This window comes from Lacinutrix sp. YIN62 (genome assembly GCF_057219185.1).
Genome location: NZ_JBXVVH010000004.1, coordinates 75,835 through 97,487, shown reverse-complemented (window position 1 = coordinate 97,487; position 21,653 = coordinate 75,835). Strand labels below are relative to the sequence as shown.

The following is a 21,653-nucleotide window of genomic DNA, read 5'->3' as shown; positions in this document are numbered from 1 at the left end:
ATTATATACACATTTAGTAAAAAATCAGATGTTGCTTTTTTAATTCTTAAGCCATCTATTTATTCCATAATTTAAATGGCTTTTTACTTAATTGTGAGTTATAATACTTAACATCTCCAGTAACCTCTTTACCCAACCATTCTGGTTTAGGAAAACTTTCGGTTTCTGAGCTTAACTCTACTTCTGCAACAATTAATCCTTCATTCTCACCAAAAAATTCATCTATTTCAAAAATATGATCACCAATTTTTACTTCATAGCGTATTTTATCGATGATTCCTTTTTTGCAAAGCTTTAAAAGGGCTTCAGCATCGGCTTTAGGAAGTTCTTGTTCCCATTCAAAACGAGACAACCCGTTACTTGTAGAGGCTCCTTTTATGGTTAAAAACCCAATATCTCCTTTGAGTCTTATTCGTACAACTCGCTCTTTATCTGTACTTAAAAACCCTTGAATTATTCGCGTACTGCGATATGCTTCACTTTTAAAGGCGATCGATTTCAGTAAGAATTTGCGTTCAATCTCTATCATATTGTTATTCTGTAAAGGAAGGCTATGAATTGTTTTTGACAACCTTATAATATTGTAAATTTACAGTATGCAAAGTGATTTAGCAATAAGAAAAATTATTCATGTGGATATGGATGCCTTTTATGCATCTGTCGAGCAAATGGATAATCCTGAACTTAAAGGAAAACCACTAGCCGTTGGAGGCGGAGGCACTCGTGGTGTTGTAAGTGCTGCTAGTTATGAGGCTCGTAAATTTGGAGTACGAAGCGCTATAAGTGGTGTAAAAGCGAGACGCCTTTGTCCTGAATTAATTTTTGTCCGTCCACGATATGACCGCTATAACGAGATCTCTAAAAAAATTAGAGCTATTTTTTATGATTACACGGATTTAGTTGAACCTTTATCTTTAGACGAAGCCTATCTAGATGTTACCAAAAACAAAAAAGGCAACCCAAGCGCTTCTCTTATCGCTAGAGAAATAAGAACTCGTATACACAATGAAATAGGATTAACTGCATCTGCTGGAATCTCTATAAATAAGTTTATAGCCAAGGTCGCTAGTGATTATAATAAACCTAATGGGCAAAAAACGGTAAATCCCGAAGAGGTTTTGGAGTTTTTAGAAGTTTTAGATATTCGAAAATTTTATGGAATCGGTAAAGTAACTGCAGAAAAAATGTACCAGAAAGGCATTTTTACAGGAAATGATTTAAAGTCTAAAACATTAGCGTTTTTAGAAACACATTTTGGAAAATCAGGAAAATACTATTATGCTGTAGTTAGAGGTATTCATAATAGCGAAGTAAAACCCAACCGTATTAGAAAATCATTAGCAGCAGAACGTACTTTTACTGAAAATTTATCTTCAGAAATTTTTATGCTAGAGAAATTAACCCATATCACTGAAGAAGTTTCTAAACGTCTAAAAAGAAGCAAAGTAGCAGGAAAAACGGTAACCTTAAAAATTAAATATAGTGATTTTACTCTACAAACGCGAAGCAAAACTCTACCGTATTTTATTAGTGATAAAGCCCTAATTTTAGAAACAGCAAAAGAATTACTATATCAAGAAAAACTAAATAATTCTGTCCGTTTATTAGGTGTTTCGTTATCAAATTTAAATACAGAAAAACCGATTAAAAATGTGAAACAAAAAACAGTTAGCGTGCAATTAAAATTCGAGCTTTAAACCTCATTTTCTTATAGCAAATCTCATCATTATAACAACAACTTATTTCCTCTCAAGAATTATTATATCAAATATAATTTTTAAATAAAGTCGCAAACAATATTACCTTTTATGACACCCGTAAAATACGTTCTAACGGAATAACGGTAGATTTTTTAAGTATTACAGATTTATCAGTCACGCCCCAAATTGTTGTTTCAACTTTCTTAAAACCATCATTATCTATAAATAATATCTTTACTTTTTGATGCTCTAAATTCCCTAAAACCATAGCTCTTTTTACGGTTAAACAACGCTCTATTTGTTCTGTTTTAGAGTTTAACACCTCTTCTTTTGGAAATCTTAAAAATTTTATTTCTTCTTTTTCTATAGCTTCTACATCTCGTCCTTTCATATGCTTTATTTTTAATTTTTAGTAGCATTTACCGCTTCATAATTACATTTAAAGCGCTTTTTTAACTAAAACCGACGTGTTTTTAACAAATTCAAAACATTTTACACTATTTAGAATAGGCTTTAACATATAACCAAACGCCTTTTTATATCTCTTAAAAATCAATTTATAAAGCATAAAAAACCAGCTATTTTGAGTAGCTGGTAGCATTGTATTATTTAAAAAAAGGCTCTAATTATATCTCTGTAACTCTAAGTGTATTAACCATTCCCTTTTCTTGTATTGGCATTGCTGCCAAGCTCACTAACATATCCCCTTTTTCAAGATAACCTTTTTCTTGTGCTATTTTATTAACGTCTTCAATAGTTTCATCTGTACTTACAAATTTATCATAAAAGAAAGCTTTAACACCCCAAAGCAAATTTAGCTGTGTTAAAATACGCTTGTTTGATGTAAATACGAGAATATGTGATTTTGGTCTCCAAGCTGATATTTGAAATGCTGTATAACCACTATTAGTTAAGGTTGAAATCCCCTTTGCATCAATTTCATTTGCCATATGTGCCGCATGATAGCATATAGATTTTGTAATATAACGGTTGGTACGAATATGTGGTGGAGATTCTGGAACCTGTATAAGCTCTGAATCTTCTACACTACGAATAATATTTGCCATTTGTTTAATCACTTGTACAGGATATTGCCCGACACTCGTTTCTCCAGATAACATTACGGCATCTGCGCCATCCATTACAGAATTGGCCACATCATTTACTTCTGCACGGGTTGGCGTTAAACTGCTTATCATAGTTTCCATCATTTGTGTAGCTATAATTACAGGTATCCGCGCACGTTTCGCACGTAATACTAGTTCTTTTTGTACCAATGGGACTTCTTCAGCAGGAATTTCTACCCCTAAATCACCTCTGGCAACCATTAGACCATCACAATAAGCAACTATTTTATCTATATTTTCTACACCTTCTGGCTTCTCTATTTTTGCAATGATTGGAATCTTATGTTCGCTGTGTTGCTTGATTAATTCCTGAAGCTCCATTAAATCCTCTGCATGACGCACAAAAGATAGGGCTATCCAATCCACTTGTAATTCGCAGGCAAATTTAGCATCTTCTATATCCTTAGGAGTTAAAGCGGGTTGCGATATATTAGTATTCGGTAAATTAACCCCTTTTTTAGATTTCAAAGGCCCTCCTTGTAATACCTTAGCGATTACTTCCGTTTTTTTATCTGAAGAAACAACCTCAAAAATAAGCTTTCCATCATCTAAAAGAATTCGCTCTCCAGGTTTCACATCTTGCGGAAATTTATCGTAAGTCATATATACACGATCCTTTGTCCCTTCAAAACGATTACCAGTTGCAAAAGTAATCTCATCGCCAGAATTTACAACGACTTCACCTTTCATTACTCCTACACGCAATTTAGGCCCTTGCAAATCCCCTAAAATAGAAGCGTTATATCCATATTCATCATTAAGTTCACGAATCATTTTCACGCGCTCCTTGACATCGTCATAATCGGCATGCGAAAAATTGATTCTAAACACATTGGCCCCCTCATCCAACATAGCCTTCAATACTTTTTTTGTACTTGTAGCTGGGCCTAATGTTGCTACTATCTTGGTTTTTTTTCTTTTTAACATTAGCTGAATATTAAATTATCTTTTGATTTAAGTTTCTCTACATCTATAGCGTATGCAGTAACGACTTGCGATATATTTAGTATATGTCTTAAAATGAGTTTTTCTTTTATTTCATTTAACTCATTTTCTATCTTAAGTAAATAATTTACTTTCTTATACTCTGGTACTAAGTGATGTGTTTTAGTTTTGGCTTGCTCTAAACTAAATAACGAATGCGATGCGTTAGTCTCTTGATTGCTTTTAACTTTGCAACTATTAGAAACCAGCTGCCATTTAGCAAGTAATGCTGGATCTTCCCATTCAAAGATTGAATAGCTCGTCTTAAACACCTCATTGCCTATATCTTTAGCCTTTCGTTTAAGACTAATTTCTAATGCTTTGTTTAGAAGATACGCTAACCTATAATCTTTAATAACACAATGTATGCCTATTAAAGAAAATCGCTCTACTTCTAAAAAATCATCTAAAATGAGTTTATGAACAGCCATTTGCTACTAGAATTAAATGTAAATATAGTATTAAAAAGCCTTATAGATATATTATTTTATTGAAATAGTTTTGAAAACGCTGTAGCGTAATTATAAAAGGATAAGCTTTATAGAGTGAATCCCTATTTTACAGCAAAAGTGTTTTGGAAATTTGATTTTGAAAGACAAAGAATGCGCGTTTCGATGCTTTTTCTTCTGCTTTTTTCTTTGAAGTTGCCCTAGCTTTTGCAACTATTTTTTTATCGATGGAGAGTTTTACTGAAAAATGCCGAATATTATCGTTTCCCGTATCTTCATAAACATTATAATCGAATGTCTTCTTTTCTTTTTGACACCATTCTATGAGTAAACTTTTATAACTTATTACTTTTCCTTCTAGTTTTTCAATATCTACAAAAGGCGTAATTACACGTCTATAAATAAATTTCTCACAATACTTATAATCTCTATCTAAATAAATAGCCCCTATTAAAGCTTCAAAGAGATTACCATGTATATTATCGCCAAATTGGCCTTTAGGAATTTTACTTTGCACTAAGTCTATAAGACCTAAGTCTTTACCTAGCTCGTTTAAATGTTCTCTACTCACTATTTTAGAGCGCATTTTTGTAAGGTAACCTTCATCGCCACTTGGCACCTCTATATATAAGTGATGTGCTATAACTGAACTTAACATAGCATCGCCTAAAAACTCTAATCGCTCATAATTCACAGTATGTCCCATACTGTTTTTTATATTCATAGAACGATGTGTAAACGCCGTTTGGTAATGCTTTAGGGTTTTGGGTTTAAAGCCCAAAATTTTATGTACAGACATATAAAAGTTCTCGTTTTCCTTAGAACGAGAACTGAATATGTTTCGAATGTTTTTCATTCGAAGTCTAATCTAATTTTTTAAATAACACACAAGCATTATGTCCTCCAAAACCAAAGGTATTGCTCATAGCAACCTTAACCTCTCTTTTTTGAGCTTTGTTTAAAGTTAAGTTTAGTTCTGGATCTATTTTATCATCGATTGTGGTATGATTAATTGTTGGCGGGATAATGCCATGTTCTATTGCTAATATTGATGCAATAGATTCTATAGCTCCAGCCGCCCCCAATAAATGACCAGTCATCGATTTTGTAGAATTAATACTTATATGCTTTGCATGACTACCAAATACTTGAGATATCGCTTTTAACTCTGCCACGTCTCCTAAAGGAGTAGAAGTTCCATGTGTATTTATGTGATCTACTGCTTCTGGTTTTAATCCTGCATTTTTTAAGCAGTTTTCCATTACTGCAACAACACCTATTCCTTCTGGGTGTGGTGCTGTCATATGGTGAGCATCTGAAGATAATCCACCACCTACAACTTCTGCATATATTTTAGCTCCTCTAGCCTTAGCATGTTCATATTCTTCAAGAATAATTGCGCCTGCGCCTTCTCCTAATACAAAACCATCTCTAGTACCATCAAAAGGTCTAGAAGCTGTTTCTGGGCTTTCATTTCTGGTAGACAGTGCATGCATTGCATTAAAGCCTCCCATACCAGCAATAGTTACAGCAGCTTCACTTCCTCCCGTGACTATAACATCACAATGACCTAAACGAATATAGTTTAGAGCATCTATCATTGCATTTGCTGAAGACGCGCATGCAGATACGGTCGTATAGTTTGGCCCCATAAATCCATTCTTAATAGATATGTTTCCTGGCGCTATATCTGCAATCATTTTCGGAATAAAGAAAGGATTAAATTTTGGAGTGCCATCACCTTCGGCAAAATTCAATACTTCATTTTGAAATGTTTCTAGACCTCCAATTCCTGCGCCCCATATAACTCCTACGCGAAGCTTATTAACTTCATCTAGATTTAGTTTAGCATCCGCAATGGCCTCATCTGAAGCGACCATTGCGTACTGCGTAAACCTGTCCATTCTACGTGACTCTTTTCTATGAATAAAATCGGTCACGGTAAAGTTTTTTAACTCACAAGCAAATTTTGTCTTGAACTTCTCAGTATCAAAATATGTTATAGGCGCAGCGCCACTTTTTCCATTTATTAGAGCATCCCAATATTCATCCTTGGTGTTTCCAATTGGTGTTAGTGCTCCTAGTCCTGTAACTACAACTCGCTTAAGTTCCATAAATTTTAGTGCTTATTTTGCAGCCTCAATATAAGATACTGCTTGACCTACTGTTGCAATATTCTCTGCTTGGTCGTCTGGAATCTGGATATCAAATTCCTTTTCAAATTCCATTATTAATTCTACAGTGTCTAGAGAATCTGCTCCCAAGTCGTTAGTGAAGCTCGCTTCTGTTACAACTTCGTTTTCATCAACTCCTAATTTGTCTACGATTATCGCTTTTACTCTTGATGCAATGTCTGACATAATTTTAATTTTTTAGTTTTAATTAAGACGCAAAAATAAAAAACTTTATTTTAAAACAACCCTTTACTGTAAAAATGTGTTTCTAATTTAATAAATAAAAGTTTAAGTAATTGGTTTTTACCCCTCAATTGTTAATAATTATTCTTTTTTTTGCTTCAAAAATTAGAACTTTATAATCTGTAAAAATGAAACGTATTGTAATTTTTGCGTCCGGAAGCGGCACTAATGCTGAGAATTTAATTAAATTTTTTCAAGATAAAGATAATGCTTCTGTTATTCAAGTTTTCACAAACAACCCTCAGGCAAAAGTATTAAATAGGTGCAAAGAACTAGGGGTTAGCGCATTTTCTTTTAATAGAGTTGCATTTACAAAAACAAATGATCTTTTAAAGATCTTAAAAATTACGCAACCAGACTTAATTATACTTGCTGGTTTCTTGTGGAAGTTCCCTAAATCTATAATTAATACGTTTCAAAATAAAATTATAAATGTACATCCCGCATTGCTCCCAAAATTTGGAGGAAAGGGCATGTATGGAATGCATGTTCATGAAGCTATCGTTGCCAATAAAGAAACAGAAACAGGCATTACGATCCATTATGTAAATGAACACTACGACGAGGGCGCTATTATTTTTCAAGCTAAATGCGATGTTTCACCATCCGATACCCCTGCAGATGTCGCGGCTAAAATCCATAAGTTAGAGATGAAACATTTTCCTTTGGTAGTAAACGAACTACTCTCTAAAACAACTGAGGGTTAAAAACCTCTTGCCTTACGAAAATGACAAAAAAGAAAAAATATTATACGGTTTGGAAAGGGCATAAAACGGGCGTTTTTGAAACTTGGAATGCTTGTAAAAAACAAATTAAAGATTACCAAGGCGCACAATATAAATCTTTCGATTCTTTGGATGCAGCAAAAAAAGCACTAGAAGGTAATTATTTTGATTTTATAGGAAAAAACAAAACCTCTAAAAGTGAATTGAGCCCACTCGAATTACAAAAAATAGGAGTTCCTAATTACAATTCTATAGCCGTTGATGCAGCCTCTAGCGGTAACCCTGGTATTATGGAGTATCGCGGCGTAGATACTAAAAGTAAAAAACAATTATTTATTCAAGGTCCTTTTGAACAAGGCACCAATAATATAGGGGAATTCCTTGCACTAGTGCATGGTCTAAGCTTTCTTAAAAAACACAATAGTGATCGAATCTTATATACCGATTCAAAAACAGCAATGAGTTGGGTTCGAAAAAAAACATGTAATTCTAAATTGAAACGCAGCGCTAAAAACAAACCTGTTTTTGATTTAGTAGATAGAGCTGTGCTGTGGCTTAAAACTAATAATTATACTACAACTATTGTAAAATGGGAAACCAAAGCTTGGGGAGAAATACCAGCCGATTTCGGTCGAAAATAAATTATTACTTAACTAAAACACCTCTAGATTTCATTAACGGGATAGGCTGTAATGCTTTTAAATTAATCGTGTTTTTTCGAAATAAATACGTTTTATCATACATTTGATTCCCTTCAAAAAAAGAAACTTTAAATTGATTATTTAGAGCAAAAAGAGCTTCTTGCATTAATTCTATTTTCGCATAGCTTTTAGCAGGAAGTTTATCTAATTTTTTACGCATTGTAGTGGTTATTTTAGCATCAGAATATCCTTCTGTAACAATTATAACAACATCTAAATCAACATCCTTTTCATTTATAATATAAGCATTCCAATCTTGTGTTTTATAGATTTCATTGTACTCATTAACAACAGCAATGTAAACATCTTTAACCTCTGGAATATCTATATCTTTTCTCATGCGTATATCCTATTTAAATAGGGGTCTAATTTTTAATTAACCATTATAATTCTACAAATTTAAGAAGATCTTTTTTATATTCCACTGACTAAAATTGAATTTAAACAAAAAGCAATGCTTAATTAAGCATTGCTTTTTTATCACTTTTTAATTCTAAATTTATTTTTTAAGAAACTTAGAAAAAGTCTTGATACTAAAACCTTCTATTTGGAGAATATACAATCCTTCTATTAGTTCATTTACAAAAATCTCTTGCGCTCCCGTAGTCTCTCCTTTTAATAGCGCTTGCCCTGACATTGAATAAATAGTATACTGCACAGGAGAAGAAACCCCTTTAATTTTTAAAACGGTTTGCACTGGATTGGGATAAACATCATAGACTTCATCAAAAACAGTTGTATTTACAGTTAAAGTACCGCCTATATTTATTTTTGAAATTTTACCTCCAATTTCTTGAGTAAAATATAAATCTTCTCCCACAACACATAAGGCTCTTGGCCTATTCACGCTTCCAACAAGTTCATTTATCGCAGGAGCAGCTATAGTCGCATCAAAATTAATGATTGTAAAGTTCATTGGCTTTGCGACATATATATTATTATTATAAGATGTTAATCCCAAAACTTGATCTCCATTTAAATCTGCTTTAATAACCGGAGAAGGGTTTGCATTTAATGTATTGATTTCGTAAACTTTTCCTGAATTATAATCTGAAACATATAAATGATCCCCATTAAAAGTCAATCCCATTGGCTGCCCTACTCCAGATGCAACAGTTATAGGATTTGGCATTGCTGCTGTTACATCTATCTTTGATACTTTAGAAGAATAACGTTCTGCATAGAACAACTCATCTCCTTTAAAAACCAATGCGCTTGGATAATTAAGGTTACTAACAACATCTGTAGCTACAGGGTTTACTTCTGTAAGGTCTATTTTGGATATTTTATCCTCATTGAATCTTGAAAAATACAAGTCGTTGCCTTTAATTGCCAAATCGTATATGTTACTAACTGAAAAAACAACTTCAGGAAGAGGATTTATTGCTGTTATATCTATCTTAGATATTTTTCCATTTGCCCCGCCTTCTATGATAAACATCTCGTTACCACTAAGGGTAATACCCATTGGAGTTTGAAGACCTGTTACAACATCTGTAACTTGCGAAAATGCACCAACATAGTTAAAAAAACATAATAAAAATAAAAAATAAAATCTCATAATAGCGGTATTTAAAATAAAGGTTAAAAACGCTAAAATAAATCAAACTTAAACCAACGCAAATATTTAAAAGCTTTAAAATAGTTTACTAATTAGCTCCTAATCTTAATCTCCTGTTTTAAGAATAGTATTTCACCTCTAACCCAACCACACAACCCGCTAAAAAACAAACAACTAACAACACTTAGTTTTACCCATAATAAAAAAAGCCTTGAAGAAAACTTCAAAGCTTTTTTTTCATGTCTAAATCAAAAGATAAATCTTTTAATTTTTAATAATTTTTCTTGTTGTTGTTTTATTTTTATCATCTATTATTTTCAATAAATACACTCCTTTATTCAGGCCAGTTAGATCCATTGTTAATAATTGATTTGCCACTGTATTATCCTTTATTAATTCTCCTAACACATTATACAACTTCACATTCTTTAAAACTGCACCACTATCTTTTAGCTCAATATGAATCTTGTTCTTTGTTGGATTAGGATAAATAGCCATTCCCGATAATAAAATATCATTACTTACACTTAAAAGACCATCACCAACTGTTTTAACTACATTGTCTTTAAAAATCACATAAGGATCGCCATTGCTATCTAAATAAAAATCCTCAAAATCCCCATTACTACTTCCTAATAAAGTCCATTCTATTGCATTTGATTTTAATTCATAAATTGAAGTTTGCATTTCGGCAACTGCATTAGCCTGATAAATAGCTAGGAAATGAGAACTCCTATCCGTAGCATATTTTAAATTATCTGCTTTTAGAGGCAAGCCTTGTTTAGTAACTTCAATAGGAGTATAGTTATTATTCACCTTTTGCAATTCTATTAGTATATCTTTATTTGAAGAAGTTGCCACAAAAAAAGCGTCGTTAGCTGCAGTAATACTAAAATCAAAACTCCCGATACGCTCATTTAAAAAGGCATTATTAAAAGCATTCTCTTCATCCCAACCGTTTCCACTGGCACGGTACAATACTTTTTTAAAGGTACCATCCTGCATTTCATGAAGATAAGCCATATATGCTCTAAATGTATTTTGAAAATAAATAGGCATAAAATGTCCGTCAGTATTATTTTGAAAAGTAACACTTGTGTTTGTGTCTTGCTCAAAAGACCAATTCTCGGAAATAGGATTAGAAATACTTGTATTTCTTCGTATAGACGAAGCGCCTTCGTTTAAATTTTCTAAATAAGAAACATAAATTATTCTTTCCGCATCTGGATTTAAATCATCAAATGGAGATAGAATCATATAACTATCGAATGTACTCAAAGATTCTACTGTTTTAATATTTGTAGTATCCCAGGAAGCTAGCGCATTATTGTATCGTAAAACGTTTGTATTTTGAGTCGTTTGTACCATTAAATAAATGTTTTTATTAGTATCAATAATTATCTCAACATTTAATATAACACCATTACCGATATCATAAAACTCTTCATTTCCTACAAATTCCCAATCATTTGTATTAGTATTTAACCTAACCACTGAAACTTTTCGCCTTAAGCGGTCCGTATAAGTCGCATATATATTGTCATCTAAATCGAAAACTATTTTTTGTTCTGCTATCTCTACATCCGAAATTCCAGTATTTCCAACATTCTGAAGCTGCTGTGCATTAATTGTCACAAAATTAAAAGCTGCAACTAAAACAGCTATAATTAATGTTTTGTGTAATTTTGTATTCATTTTTTTTGTATTAAATAATATCTTATTAGTTCTTCTAAGTCGCATTATAAACCAATGCTTACACTTAAAACAACTTTATGTACTTATAAATTTTGTAATGGTATTTTCACAGCCTTTTATTCAAAAAAAAACAACACATTAGAAATGCTGTCTACTTGTCTATTCTCGGCAGCTTACTTCTCTAATTTTCTTCTCATTTGGTCTATAAGAAATTTATTTTCCGGTCTATTATGTCGCTCCAATTCCTCTATAGTTCGCCTAATCGTTTCTACAGATTTTTTTTCTTCTGATGAATTTAAAAAACTCGCTTTAGGAGCTAATGAAAAAAACAAATTATCGGACCACTGGTTTCTGCTGCCATCGATAACTAAATGCATGCGATCTATTGTTCCGTTGTTAATAACAGAATGCATATAGTTCACGTTTGTATACCAGCACTCCCCAGGAGACATCATTAATGAACTCCCATCTAAAATAAATTGCACATCTTTATTAGTAATAATGGGAATGTGTAAACGAAAACACCCATTTTCATATCCCAATTGATAATCTCTATGTGGTTTTATTTCCGCCCCAACACCCAATCGCAAAATACGCGCTGACAGAATAGGACATTTAAACGTTTTTATAACCTCTTTAAAATAGCTACAATCTTTTATAATTGGAGTTTCCAATAATGACGTATTATTAATTGGTGAAGCAAAAATATTGGATTCATCACCATTATTAGCATACAATGAAATAGCCTTCCATTCACCTGTATACCCATTAGTATTAAAGTGTGAAACCCACTTATCATCAACAATCAACGCAAGCTCTTTAACAAGTTTTTTCTTATCAAACTCAAAAGGCAATTTTATGTACTTAGTTATTTCTTGCTGTTTAGCCATACCAATACTAACCGTTCTATATCTTTTAAAAACATATAATTTAATACTATCTATTTAAAATCAAAAAAAGTTAACAGTCTAATCGCATTCCTAAAACCCTCTCTCTTTTTGCAATTGTTCGTAGGCCTTTTGCACTTCTTTAAACTTATTCTCAGCCCCTTTTCGATGTTCCTCTCCCAAATGTTCAACCTTATCTGGGTGGTATTTTTTCACCATTTTTCGATACGCTTTCTTAATCTCTTCTGGTGTTGCTCTTTTAGTTATTTCTAAAACCTTATAAGCATTGTCGCTACTATTATAAAACATTGCTTTTATACTCTCATAATCGCGAGAGCTAATTCCTAAATATCCAGCAATGGTATAAATTTGACGAACTTCATCCTCACTAACGACTTCATCTGCTTTAGCAATACCAAACAAGAAATGCAGTAATTGTAAGCGCGAAGAATGATCCATCATATGCTTAATTTGCAAACAAACTTGACGCGTAGAAATATTAGATTGTTTATTTATGCCTTTAAACAACCGAAAAGCCTTATTTGCCCTCTCTTTACCATACATTTCTGTAAATTGATACCGTACAAAATCCAACTCTCGCTGATCCTGTTTCCCATCTGCTTTAATAACAATAGAGGCTAGAATTAATAAGCTCACCTCAAAATCTCCAGAGCTCGTTTGTGAACGGCGCTGAGACTGTGACCGATAATCTGACCCGCCTCCATAATTGGGGTTATACTGTTCATAACCTGTTCTTTTACCTTCAGATCTAACATCCTGATCATCTAAAAAAGGACTCTTATTGCCAGAAGATAACGTTTCCCCTAAACTCCCTAATGCTAATCCTATTATTGCCCCTATAGGCCCTCCAAAAGACCAGCCTAAAGTAGCGCCTATCCATTTTAACATACGTATTTTATTAATTATTAAATGTTCGCAAATATACCATTTTGTTAGTTGGTGTATTAACATTTTCGTTACACCTTAAAAAATTTATTTACATATTTTTAACAGCGTTCCCACTTATGCTCAAACACTTAAAAAAACAACGTTATAGACTGCCCTTATGACATCATAACTGTTATAAAGGCGCATTTAAATGATAATTGCACGGTTTTTGATTAACTTTGTATTGTATTATAATTTTAAACGTAAAAAACAAAAAACATGTATCCAGCAGAATTAGTAAAACCTATGCGAGAAGACTTAACTAAAGTAGGTTTCGAAGAGTTACAATCAGCAGAAGCTGTAGATAATGCTATTGCAAAGGAAGGCACAACTTTAGTTGTTGTAAATTCAGTTTGTGGCTGTGCAGCTGCCAATGCAAGACCTGGAGCTACCATGAGTATAAAAAACGCAAAACACCCCAATAACTTGGTAACTGTTTTTGCAGGAGTAGATAAAGAGGCTACAGACAAAGCCAGAGCACATATGGTTCCTTTTCCTCCAAGCTCACCAAGTATCGCGTTATTTAAGGATGGAGAATTAGTTCATATGCTAGAACGCCATCATATAGAAGGGCGCCCAGCAGAATTGATTGCAGAAAACCTTATGGATGCTTATAACGAGCACTGTTAAGACTAATAATTTATTAAAGAAAATACTACTTTAAGCAATTTAAGCCACTTCATATTCTTGTTGTGGTTTTTTTTATACGTATTTTTGACCAGATATAGTATATTTTGTGATGATTAAATTTATAGCATACCCATTAACCATTGTCTATTTCCTATTTTTTGGTTTGACACTTTTAGTGTTTCATCCCATTCAATGGGTTTGTCTCAATGTTTTTGGATATAACGCTCATAAAAAAAGTGTAGATGCACTTCAATTTTTTCTAATGCGTTGCCTTAACATCTTAGGGTCAAGATACACCTTTACCAACCCTTACGATATTCCAACAGACCAACCCATTATTATCGTTGCAAATCATCAAAGTATGAGTGACATACCTTCTTTAATATGGTTCTTTAGAAAACACCATGTAAAATTTATAAGTAAAAAAGAATTAGGAAAAGGCATCCCTAGTGTATCATACAATTTACGCCATGGCGGCTCTGTATTAATAGACAGAAAAAACCCTAGAGAGTCTATTGTTGCTATTAAAAAATTCGCTAAATACATAGAACGCACTAATCGAGCAGCAGTTATTTTCCCTGAAGGCACCAGAAGTAGAGATGGTGTTCCTAAAAAGTTTCAAACAAAAGGACTAGAAACCCTTATAAAATATATCCCAAACGCTTTGATAGTACCTGTTTCTATAAATAATTCATGGAAAACATTAGCCTACGGAAAGTTTCCTATGGGACTTGGCGCTCATTTAAAATTTACAGCACACCAGCCTTTAAACGTTAGTGACTTTGAAAAAGATGTCCTTTTAGAGACTATTGAAAAAACAATAAAACAGAATATTCACATATAAATAATAAATCGATGTCATTAAAAAATGTAAGATTGGAAGTAATGCAGTTTTTGGAAAAGGACGTGGACGCATTAATACAAAAATATCTCATACCCATAGAAACAATATGGCAACCTACAGATTTCCTGCCAGATTCTGAAGGAGATAATTTTTTTGAAGAAGTTAGAGAAATAAGAGAACTCTCTAAAGAACTCCCTTATGATTTCTGGGTCGTTCTTGTAGGCGATATGATCACCGAAGAAGCACTACCAACCTACGAATCCTGGTTAATGGATGTTGAAGGCGTAGGACAAGTAGAGCGTAATGGGTGGTCCAAATGGGTAAGACATTGGACTGCCGAAGAAAATAGACACGGAGACGTATTAAACAAATACTTATACTTGTCGGGCAGAGTAAACATGAAAGAGATCGAGAAAACAACACAATACCTCATTGCAGATGGTTTTGATATTGGAACAGATCGCGATCCTTATAAAAATTTTATTTACACAAGCTTTCAGGAACTAGCGACTTACATTTCTCATAATAGAGTTGCTAAAATAGCCAAACAAAAAGGCAACAAGCAACTCTCTAAGATGTGCAAAATTATTGCTGGTGATGAAATGAGACACCATCATGCCTATTCTGAATTTGTAGAACGTATCTTCAAAGTAGATCCTAGCCAAATGATGATGGCTTTTCACTATATGATGAAACAAAAAATAGCGATGCCTGCTCATTTCCTAAGAGAATCTGGAGATAAAATAAGTACCGCTTTCGAAGAGTTTTCTAATACAGCACAACGTATTGGCGTTTACACCTCTTTAGATTATGTAGACATTTTAAGCAAACTTATTAAACGCTGGGAGATAGATAAAGTTACAAACCTAACAGACGAAGCCGAAAAAGCAAGAGATTATTTAATGAAGCTTCCTGCTAGAATGATGCGCTTAGCAGACAGAATGACCGTTCCTGAGAATTCTTTTCAATTCAAATGGGTGGAGCCAGCCAAATTATAAACACTAAAATATTATGAATAAAAATTCCTTTTCAATTGAAAAGGAATTTTTATTTTTAAGCCACTTATGAAAACAACAACATACATAGATCAAACTATAATTTTTGTAAAAAACCAATTAAAAAATGCTGAAGGTGGACACGATTGGTTTCATATAGAACGCGTCTACAAAAATGCGCTCCTTATTTCCAAAAATGAAAATGCCGATAAACTTATTGTTGCGCTTGGAGCTTTATTACATGATATTGCAGATAGCAAATTCCATAATGGCGATGAAACTGTAGGCCCAAGAATAGCCCGAGAATTCTTATTCAATCTAAACATAGATTCAGTAATAATAGAACATGTGATACTGATTATTGAAAACATTTCTTTTAAAGGCGGAAACGAGCCCCAAAAATTTAAATCATTAGAACTAGATATTGTACAAGATGCAGACCGCTTAGACGCTATAGGCGCTATAGGCATTGCGCGCAGCTTCAACTATGGCGGTTTTAAAAACAGGTCACTTTATAATCCAGAAATTAAGCCCAATTTAAAAATGAGCAAGGCGGAATACAAAGCTTCTGAAGCCCCTACAATAAATCATTTTTACGAAAAATTATTGCTACTAAAAGACAAAATGAACACCAAAACTGGTCGAAAAATTGCTGCTGAAAGGCATAAATATATGCTAGGATTTCTGGATCAATTTTATGCAGAATGGAATGGAAAAGCATAAATAAAAAGACACAAACTAATTGTATCTTTTCATTTACACCTACATAATAAAACAATTTATTTTATTTCCCTGGAAAATCCGCTTTACGCTTTTCGAGAAAGGCTGTCGTTCCTTCTTTAAAATCCTCGGTACCAAAGCATGCTCCAAACTGCTCTATTTCTACACTATAACCATCAATTCCATCTTTAAAATTCGCATTTATAGCCTTTATAGCCTTACTTATCGCAACAGATGAATTACGCTTTATCTTACTTGCTATTTTCTCTGCCAATGGAATTAACTCCGACTGCTCTACAACATAATTAACCAAACCGTAGTCTAATGCTGTATTAGCATCTAACATTCCAGCAGTCATAACCATTTCCATAGCGCGCCCTTTACCAATCAATTGCGGCAAACGTTGTGTCCCACCATAACCTGGAATAACCCCTAAAGACACTTCAGGCAACCCCATTTTAGCATTTACACTTGCTATTCTAAAATGAGCAGACATTGCCAGTTCTAGTCCACCTCCTAAAGCAAAACCATTAACCGCTGCAATAACTGGAGTCGATAGGTTTTCTACAAAATCAAACAATAACGCTTGCCCTTCGGCCGCTAACTTACCTCCATTTTCAACATCAAAGTCTGCAAATTCACTAATATCTGCACCAGCAACAAAAGCCTTTTCACCACTTCCAGTAATTATAATCACCTTCGTTCCCGCATCGTCATTTGCTGTCTTAAAAGCATAATGCAACTCACTAATTGTAGCTTTATTTAAAGCATTTAATTTACTAGGACGATTAATAGTGATCGTTGTTATTCCATTTTGAGTTTCTGTTATTATATTTTCGTAATCCATTAAAATATATTTTATGATTCTCAAAAACGAGAATCTTTTTTATTAATTTTTAAAATTCTAATTATTAAATTTCATTACCTCTTTAGCTAACTATCCCATTGGAAATGTTACAGTAAATGTTGTCCCTTCGTTTTTTTGAGACACAAAAGTAATACTTCCACCATAGGTTTCTACTATGTTTTTAACCATAGCTAACCCCAATCCCATTCCGCTAGTTTTTGTGGTAAATTTAGGTTCAAACACCTTAGGTTTATTCTCTTCGGAAATCCCAATCCCATTATCAGAGACCTTAATTTTCACCATCTTTCCTTCTTCTGAAACAGCAACCAATATTTCTGGTGTACGCTCCTCTGGAATAGCCTGAATTCCATTTTTAATTAAATTAGTAACCACACGAATTAATTGCGTACGATCAAATTTAGCGATAAGCTTATTTTTTTCTGATTTAAATGTAATGTAGTTCTCATTAAAAATTTCTAGAGACAAGTCCACAACCTCAACAACATTAAGCATTTCATTTTGCTGTGCTGGCATTTTTGCAAAATTAGAGAAAGCTTCAGCAATAGTACTCATGGTATCTATTTGCTGAATTAAAGTTTTACTATATTCATCCAATTTTTGTGTAATATTTTCATCTAAAGGGTTAAATTTTCGCTGAAAGCTTTGCACCGTTAATCGCATAGGAGTTAACGGATTTTTAATTTCATGAGCAACTTGCTTCGCCATCTCTCGCCATGCCTGCTCTCTTTCGTTTGTCGCTAACTTAACCGCACTCTCCTCCAATTCATCAATCATACTATTATATGAATTTACAAGAATTGAAATTTCCTCGCTCACATTCTCTATAACCACTTTTTCATTACGCTGCTCCAAACGTGTAGTCCGCATTTTATCGCCTATTGCCTTTAGCGATTTGGTTATATACTTTGAAACAAAAAAGGCTAATGCTATCGCTATTAAGAAAACTACAAATGTCGTAAGAATCAACTGCCCTAAGAATGATTGTAATTCGTCTTCAAAAAAATCGTCCTTTTCAAGATAGGGCAAATTAATAATAGCTAAAGGCCTACCCCTTCCATCCATTATATAATTGTAAGACGACCTAAAGGCTTCTCCATTCTCAACACCCTTTATTACGTAACGATGTTCGGCCGTATTAAACAACGCATTTAAAATAGAAACATCGAGGCATTCTTTTTTATTCTCAAATCCAAATTTTGATCTTGAAGAAATAAGAAAAGTTCCTTCTAAATCGTAAAGCTCCACAGGAAGACATAGATTATGAATTTCTGCAACTTCTTGAATTTTATCCTTAAAAATCAATGGTACTTTTTCGGTAACAACAGGATATGATGTTTCCTTTATTATATAGTTAAATCGTGTTATTACCGTTCTTTCTTTTCGCACCAAACGCTCATTATTATAGGTTTGTGCTTCTTCGTTTTTCTGAATAACCGAAAGCATTCCCGTTAATATTGACGATAACAGAACCAACAATATCATTGCTATAAATATTCTAACCCTTAAGGACAACTTATTTAACCTCATTTAATTGTTTCTTTATTATATCGCATTAGCACTACACCATCAACAACTGAACCACTATTTAAATAACAACTTATGCCTCAGGGTTTCTTTCTCTAATACGTTTATAAATTTTAAATCCAAGCATTAATAAAATTCCCAAAACAATAATACCGACAACACCAAAAACCCAATTAATAGCGCTTTTTAAAACAACCAAAAACACAACAGCGAATAAAATAAAAGTAGCCCCTTCATTCCACAGTCTCATAAAGTTAGAACTCTTTTTTACGATATCATTTTGTAATTGTTTAAAATAAATATGTGTTTGAATTTGATAAAGGACTAATAATGCAACAAACCCCAATTTCACATGCATCCAAGGTTGCTGCAACCACGTCGGCACTAATACTATTAGCCACACCGCAAACAATATGGCTAATATTGCCGATGGCCATGTGATAATAAACCACAATCGCTTTGCCATTAATTTTAGCTGTTTTCCTAAAATCTCTTTCTCTGGTGACGCCTTATGAAACGCTTCAATTTGATATACGAATAGTCTAGGAATATAAAATAACCCTGCAAACCATGTGATCACAAAGATTAAATGTAAAGACTTTATGTAATTATACGCCATGTTTTTTTATACTGCTACCGTTTTTTCAGCCCAAGCTTTAACCCATTTTACAATAAGCGCTACCCAAGCAGCATCTGTATTTAAACAAGGCACTGTTGTAAACTCATCTCCGCCAACTTCATGAAAAATCTCCTCACCTTCCATTGCTATTTCCTCCAAGGTTTCTAAACAATCACTAACAAACGCAGGGGTAACTATAGCCATATTCTTGACTCCTTTTTTTCCTAAACGCTCAATGGTTCTATCTGTATATGGTAATAACCACGGATCAAAACCTAAGCGAGACTGAAAAGAGGTAGAATAAGCATCTTCATTTAAATTTAATTTCTCTGCCACTAACCTTGTAACCTCAAAACATTGATGTCTATAACAAAACTCATGAGCCTTAGATGCTGTTTTACAACAACTCCCATCGATTTTACAATGTGATTTTGTTATATCACTTTTTCGGATATGACGCTCTGGCACACCGTGATATGAGAATAACAAATGCTCATACTTCTTTCCTTTCAAATGCCTTTGTATTGAATTTGATAACACCTCAATATATTCTGGTTCCTTATAAAATGCTGGAAAGGACTCTACTTTTAGATTTGGAAAATGCGCTTTTCGCTCTGCTTCAGCCAAAACCAAAATTGTTTCTGTTGTAGCCATTGCAAATTGTGGATATAAAGGAATTAACATCACCTCTTCCACTCCTTTATCTACCAATTCTTGCAATCCTTTTTTGATAGTCATGCTCCCATACCGCATAGCCAAAGCCACAGGAAACTCCACCTGATCTTGCACCTTTTCTTGAAGTTCTTCCGATAATACAATTAGCGGAGAACCCTTTTTCCACCAAATCTTTTTATAAGCCTTTGCAGATTGTTTGGGTCTTGTATTTAAAATAATCCCCTTTACAAGTAAGGTCCTTGCCCATAGCGGAACATCTATAACACGCTCGTCCATTAAAAACTCACCCAGATACTTCTTAACATCCTTAGGCTCCGGGCTTTCTGGAGAACCAAGATTTACTAGTAAAATTCCTTTTTTCATTTTAATCAATCACATTTAATTAAACAAAAATACAACTCTAATTTGTAACAGGCTTAAAAATCATACACTCAATATTAAAAGCAATTTAAAGGCTGCTCTTTAGAGCTATAAAACGCATAAAGCCCCTCTTTAATTTACAAAAAAGCACTCCCTAAAAAAAATACGATTACTTCTCTTCTCCAATAAGACAAGCCCATTTTTAAAATTTAAAATCATATTATAGACTGAATGTATTTTTTTGGAGTTGTGCCATATTTCTTTTTAAAAGCAGCGATAAAATGACTCGAAGTACTATACCCTATTTTTAATCCCACTTCATTTACATTATGCTCACCTGATTCTAATAATTTCCTAGCAAACTCCATTTTATAATCGAATAAAAAACTAAAAACAGAATCCCCATAAATTTGCTTAAAGCCTTCCTTTAATTTCTTAAGACTCAATCCTATTTCATCTGCTAACTCACTTAAGCTTGGTGGCTCAGACATTCTAGCGATCACAATATCTTTCGCTTTTCTAATTTTTATCACATTAGTTTCGTCAATCAAAAAAGGACATTGCTCTACATTTGCATCTTCATTTCTATTAAAATACAAGCTCAACAATTCATATGCTTTCCCTTTAAAATAAAGGGTTTTAATTGACTGATTTAAATTATAGTTAATTAATTGATTAAGTACTATTGCCATAGAAGGCGTAATTTTGCCGTCCTTATAATATTTTTTATCCTTATTATCTTCACTTAAAAAAGTAATGTAATCTGCTTCTTGAGAAAACAAACTATGAAATTTCTTTATAGAAATAAGCACAGATATTAACCACGTATTCTCATTGGCCTTTAAATTAATAGGCAAATCTCTCTGCGGGTTATACAATAATAAGGAGTGCTCTTCCTGTACATCCAAAGTATACCGTCCATTATTAAAATTAAACGCACTCTTCCCTTTAACACAAAAATGAAATTGAATAAAGCTACTATCAATCTCTCTAACAATTATTTGAGAATCGTTCGTCTCATTTTTATAGGTTAAAACACAAACCTCTTCGTCGATTTCGGTTTCATTAAAAGAACCTTTGGCGACATTTTTAGAAGTATTATTATTAGTATTATCAATTCTTTTATTTAGATTCATTCTAAATTAATTATTTTAAAAGTGTTGCTATCACTACAAAAATAGGTGTTTTTAACCGTTTTACGGCTAAAACATGCCTAAAACCCAC

24 protein-coding genes are annotated in these 21,653 nt (G+C 33.2%); 7 read left to right on the top strand and 17 right to left on the bottom strand.

The genetic code is table 11. From position 1 onward, the window contains the following. Positions 1-55: 55 nt before the first annotated feature. Entirely contained in the window at positions 56-529 is a 474-nt protein-coding gene (locus AC2D8I_RS03905) for a CYTH domain-containing protein (RefSeq protein WP_484704682.1), read from the bottom strand. Positions 530-596: 67 nt separating this feature from the next. Between AC2D8I_RS03905 and dinB the strand changes: the two genes are divergently transcribed. After that, complete coding sequence (gene dinB / locus AC2D8I_RS03900) at positions 597-1,697, top strand: DNA polymerase IV (RefSeq protein ID WP_484704681.1); 1,101 nt, start codon at positions 597-599, stop codon at positions 1,695-1,697. A gap of 109 nt (positions 1,698-1,806) precedes the next feature. Here the strand turns inward: dinB and AC2D8I_RS03895 are convergent, their stop codons facing one another. From AC2D8I_RS03895 to AC2D8I_RS03870, 6 genes are all read right to left on the bottom strand, one after another. Next, on the bottom strand, positions 1,807-2,091 hold the full coding sequence (locus tag AC2D8I_RS03895) for a hypothetical protein (protein ID WP_484704680.1): 285 nt from the start codon (positions 2,089-2,091) through the stop codon (positions 1,807-1,809). Between the two features lie 235 nt (positions 2,092-2,326). Next, entirely contained in the window at positions 2,327-3,754 is a 1,428-nt protein-coding gene (gene pyk, locus AC2D8I_RS03890; RefSeq protein ID WP_484704679.1) for a pyruvate kinase, read from the bottom strand. Next, the gene (locus AC2D8I_RS03885) at positions 3,754-4,242 is read right to left on the bottom strand and encodes an IPExxxVDY family protein (RefSeq protein WP_484704678.1); all 489 of its coding nucleotides are present in this window, start codon (positions 4,240-4,242) and stop codon (positions 3,754-3,756) included. The genes pyk and AC2D8I_RS03885 overlap by 1 nt, the downstream gene beginning before the upstream one ends. A 127-nt stretch (positions 4,243-4,369) precedes the next feature. Beyond that, positions 4,370-5,116 (bottom strand): ribonuclease III, encoded by a 747-nt coding sequence (gene rnc / locus AC2D8I_RS03880; protein WP_484704677.1) that lies wholly within the window; start codon positions 5,114-5,116, stop codon positions 4,370-4,372. A 7-nt stretch (positions 5,117-5,123) separates the two neighbouring features. Continuing rightward, positions 5,124-6,374 (bottom strand): beta-ketoacyl-ACP synthase II, encoded by a 1,251-nt coding sequence (gene fabF / locus AC2D8I_RS03875; RefSeq protein WP_484704676.1) that lies wholly within the window; start codon positions 6,372-6,374, stop codon positions 5,124-5,126. 12 nt (positions 6,375-6,386) lie between these two features. Then, entirely contained in the window at positions 6,387-6,620 is a 234-nt protein-coding gene (locus tag AC2D8I_RS03870; protein WP_013869581.1) for an acyl carrier protein, read from the bottom strand. 185 nt (positions 6,621-6,805) lie between these two features. Here AC2D8I_RS03870 and purN point away from each other — a divergent pair, with 185 nt between their 5' ends. Together purN and AC2D8I_RS03860 are read left to right on the top strand one after the other, a co-directional pair. Then, the gene (gene purN / locus AC2D8I_RS03865; RefSeq protein WP_484704675.1) at positions 6,806-7,384 is read left to right on the top strand and encodes a phosphoribosylglycinamide formyltransferase; all 579 of its coding nucleotides are present in this window, start codon (positions 6,806-6,808) and stop codon (positions 7,382-7,384) included. Between the two features lie 20 nt (positions 7,385-7,404). Beyond that, positions 7,405-8,043 carry a ribonuclease H1 domain-containing protein gene (locus AC2D8I_RS03860; protein ID WP_484704674.1) on the top strand — a complete coding sequence of 213 codons (639 nt, stop codon included), beginning with the start codon at positions 7,405-7,407 and terminating at the stop codon, positions 8,041-8,043. A 4-nt stretch (positions 8,044-8,047) separates the two neighbouring features. Here AC2D8I_RS03860 and AC2D8I_RS03855 read toward each other — a convergent pair whose 3' ends face one another. From AC2D8I_RS03855 to AC2D8I_RS03835, 5 genes are all read right to left on the bottom strand, one after another. Continuing rightward, on the bottom strand, positions 8,048-8,443 hold the full coding sequence (locus AC2D8I_RS03855; RefSeq protein ID WP_484704673.1) for a hypothetical protein: 396 nt from the start codon (positions 8,441-8,443) through the stop codon (positions 8,048-8,050). 159 nt (positions 8,444-8,602) lie between these two features. After that, on the bottom strand, positions 8,603-9,664 hold the full coding sequence (locus AC2D8I_RS03850; protein WP_484704672.1) for a T9SS type A sorting domain-containing protein: 1,062 nt from the start codon (positions 9,662-9,664) through the stop codon (positions 8,603-8,605). A 264-nt stretch (positions 9,665-9,928) separates the two neighbouring features. After that, the gene (locus AC2D8I_RS03845) at positions 9,929-11,359 is read right to left on the bottom strand and encodes a T9SS type A sorting domain-containing protein (RefSeq protein WP_484704671.1); all 1,431 of its coding nucleotides are present in this window, start codon (positions 11,357-11,359) and stop codon (positions 9,929-9,931) included. A 173-nt stretch (positions 11,360-11,532) separates the two neighbouring features. Then, positions 11,533-12,249 (bottom strand): aspartyl/asparaginyl beta-hydroxylase domain-containing protein, encoded by a 717-nt coding sequence (locus AC2D8I_RS03840; RefSeq protein WP_484704670.1) that lies wholly within the window; start codon positions 12,247-12,249, stop codon positions 11,533-11,535. 90 nt (positions 12,250-12,339) lie between these two features. Continuing rightward, on the bottom strand, positions 12,340-13,161 hold the full coding sequence (locus AC2D8I_RS03835) for a DnaJ domain-containing protein (RefSeq protein WP_484704780.1): 822 nt from the start codon (positions 13,159-13,161) through the stop codon (positions 12,340-12,342). A 252-nt stretch (positions 13,162-13,413) separates the two neighbouring features. Here AC2D8I_RS03835 and AC2D8I_RS03830 point away from each other — a divergent pair, with 252 nt between their 5' ends. The 4 genes from AC2D8I_RS03830 (at position 13,414) to AC2D8I_RS03815 (ending at position 16,386) form a co-directional block, all read left to right on the top strand. Then, entirely contained in the window at positions 13,414-13,824 is a 411-nt protein-coding gene (locus tag AC2D8I_RS03830; protein WP_484704669.1) for a BrxA/BrxB family bacilliredoxin, read from the top strand. A 109-nt stretch (positions 13,825-13,933) separates the two neighbouring features. Then, the gene (locus tag AC2D8I_RS03825; protein ID WP_484704668.1) at positions 13,934-14,668 is read left to right on the top strand and encodes a lysophospholipid acyltransferase family protein; all 735 of its coding nucleotides are present in this window, start codon (positions 13,934-13,936) and stop codon (positions 14,666-14,668) included. 11 nt (positions 14,669-14,679) lie between these two features. Further along, on the top strand, positions 14,680-15,666 hold the full coding sequence (locus tag AC2D8I_RS03820) for an acyl-ACP desaturase (RefSeq protein WP_484704667.1): 987 nt from the start codon (positions 14,680-14,682) through the stop codon (positions 15,664-15,666). A gap of 66 nt (positions 15,667-15,732) precedes the next feature. Beyond that, positions 15,733-16,386 carry an HD domain-containing protein gene (locus AC2D8I_RS03815; protein WP_484704666.1) on the top strand — a complete coding sequence of 218 codons (654 nt, stop codon included), beginning with the start codon at positions 15,733-15,735 and terminating at the stop codon, positions 16,384-16,386. A gap of 61 nt (positions 16,387-16,447) precedes the next feature. Here AC2D8I_RS03815 and AC2D8I_RS03810 read toward each other — a convergent pair whose 3' ends face one another. From AC2D8I_RS03810 to AC2D8I_RS03790, 5 genes are all read right to left on the bottom strand, one after another. Beyond that, complete coding sequence (locus AC2D8I_RS03810; protein ID WP_484704665.1) at positions 16,448-17,230, bottom strand: enoyl-CoA hydratase/isomerase family protein; 783 nt, start codon at positions 17,228-17,230, stop codon at positions 16,448-16,450. Between the two features lie 90 nt (positions 17,231-17,320). Further along, on the bottom strand, positions 17,321-18,778 hold the full coding sequence (locus tag AC2D8I_RS03805; RefSeq protein WP_484704664.1) for a sensor histidine kinase: 1,458 nt from the start codon (positions 18,776-18,778) through the stop codon (positions 17,321-17,323). A gap of 70 nt (positions 18,779-18,848) precedes the next feature. Then, positions 18,849-19,394 carry a CopD family protein gene (locus AC2D8I_RS03800; RefSeq protein WP_484704663.1) on the bottom strand — a complete coding sequence of 182 codons (546 nt, stop codon included), beginning with the start codon at positions 19,392-19,394 and terminating at the stop codon, positions 18,849-18,851. 6 nt (positions 19,395-19,400) lie between these two features. Then, a complete protein-coding gene (hemH, locus tag AC2D8I_RS03795; RefSeq protein ID WP_484704662.1) occupies positions 19,401-20,432 on the bottom strand; it encodes a ferrochelatase in 1,032 nt (343 codons plus the stop codon). Between the two features lie 212 nt (positions 20,433-20,644). After that, the gene (locus AC2D8I_RS03790) at positions 20,645-21,565 is read right to left on the bottom strand and encodes a helix-turn-helix transcriptional regulator (RefSeq protein WP_484704661.1); all 921 of its coding nucleotides are present in this window, start codon (positions 21,563-21,565) and stop codon (positions 20,645-20,647) included. Positions 21,566-21,653 lie beyond the last annotated feature (88 nt).

Bases quoted from the DNA above. Each gene is read 5' to 3' on its own strand.
- AC2D8I_RS03905 (WP_484704682.1), bottom strand. From the start codon at position 529: ATGATAGAGATTGAACGCAAATTCTTACTGAAATCGATCGCCTTTAAA.
- dinB (WP_484704681.1), top strand. From the start codon at position 597: ATGCAAAGTGATTTAGCAATAAGAAAAATTATTCATGTGGATATGGAT.
- AC2D8I_RS03895 (WP_484704680.1), bottom strand. From the start codon at position 2,091: ATGAAAGGACGAGATGTAGAAGCTATAGAAAAAGAAGAAATAAAATTT.
- pyk (WP_484704679.1), bottom strand. From the start codon at position 3,754: ATGTTAAAAAGAAAAAAAACCAAGATAGTAGCAACATTAGGCCCAGCT.
- AC2D8I_RS03885 (WP_484704678.1), bottom strand. From the start codon at position 4,242: ATGGCTGTTCATAAACTCATTTTAGATGATTTTTTAGAAGTAGAGCGA.
- rnc (WP_484704677.1), bottom strand. From the start codon at position 5,116: ATGAAAAACATTCGAAACATATTCAGTTCTCGTTCTAAGGAAAACGAG.
- fabF (WP_484704676.1), bottom strand. From the start codon at position 6,374: ATGGAACTTAAGCGAGTTGTAGTTACAGGACTAGGAGCACTAACACCA.
- AC2D8I_RS03870 (WP_013869581.1), bottom strand. From the start codon at position 6,620: ATGTCAGACATTGCATCAAGAGTAAAAGCGATAATCGTAGACAAATTA.
- purN (WP_484704675.1), top strand. From the start codon at position 6,806: ATGAAACGTATTGTAATTTTTGCGTCCGGAAGCGGCACTAATGCTGAG.
- AC2D8I_RS03860 (WP_484704674.1), top strand. From the start codon at position 7,405: ATGACAAAAAAGAAAAAATATTATACGGTTTGGAAAGGGCATAAAACG.
- AC2D8I_RS03855 (WP_484704673.1), bottom strand. From the start codon at position 8,443: ATGAGAAAAGATATAGATATTCCAGAGGTTAAAGATGTTTACATTGCT.
- AC2D8I_RS03850 (WP_484704672.1), bottom strand. From the start codon at position 9,664: ATGAGATTTTATTTTTTATTTTTATTATGTTTTTTTAACTATGTTGGT.
- AC2D8I_RS03845 (WP_484704671.1), bottom strand. From the start codon at position 11,359: ATGAATACAAAATTACACAAAACATTAATTATAGCTGTTTTAGTTGCA.
- AC2D8I_RS03840 (WP_484704670.1), bottom strand. From the start codon at position 12,249: ATGGCTAAACAGCAAGAAATAACTAAGTACATAAAATTGCCTTTTGAG.
- AC2D8I_RS03830 (WP_484704669.1), top strand. From the start codon at position 13,414: ATGTATCCAGCAGAATTAGTAAAACCTATGCGAGAAGACTTAACTAAA.
- AC2D8I_RS03825 (WP_484704668.1), top strand. From the start codon at position 13,934: ATGATTAAATTTATAGCATACCCATTAACCATTGTCTATTTCCTATTT.
- AC2D8I_RS03820 (WP_484704667.1), top strand. From the start codon at position 14,680: ATGTCATTAAAAAATGTAAGATTGGAAGTAATGCAGTTTTTGGAAAAG.
- AC2D8I_RS03815 (WP_484704666.1), top strand. From the start codon at position 15,733: ATGAAAACAACAACATACATAGATCAAACTATAATTTTTGTAAAAAAC.
- AC2D8I_RS03810 (WP_484704665.1), bottom strand. From the start codon at position 17,230: ATGGATTACGAAAATATAATAACAGAAACTCAAAATGGAATAACAACG.
- AC2D8I_RS03805 (WP_484704664.1), bottom strand. From the start codon at position 18,778: ATGAGGTTAAATAAGTTGTCCTTAAGGGTTAGAATATTTATAGCAATG.
- AC2D8I_RS03800 (WP_484704663.1), bottom strand. From the start codon at position 19,394: ATGGCGTATAATTACATAAAGTCTTTACATTTAATCTTTGTGATCACA.
- hemH (WP_484704662.1), bottom strand. From the start codon at position 20,432: ATGAAAAAAGGAATTTTACTAGTAAATCTTGGTTCTCCAGAAAGCCCG.
- AC2D8I_RS03790 (WP_484704661.1), bottom strand. From the start codon at position 21,565: ATGAATCTAAATAAAAGAATTGATAATACTAATAATAATACTTCTAAA.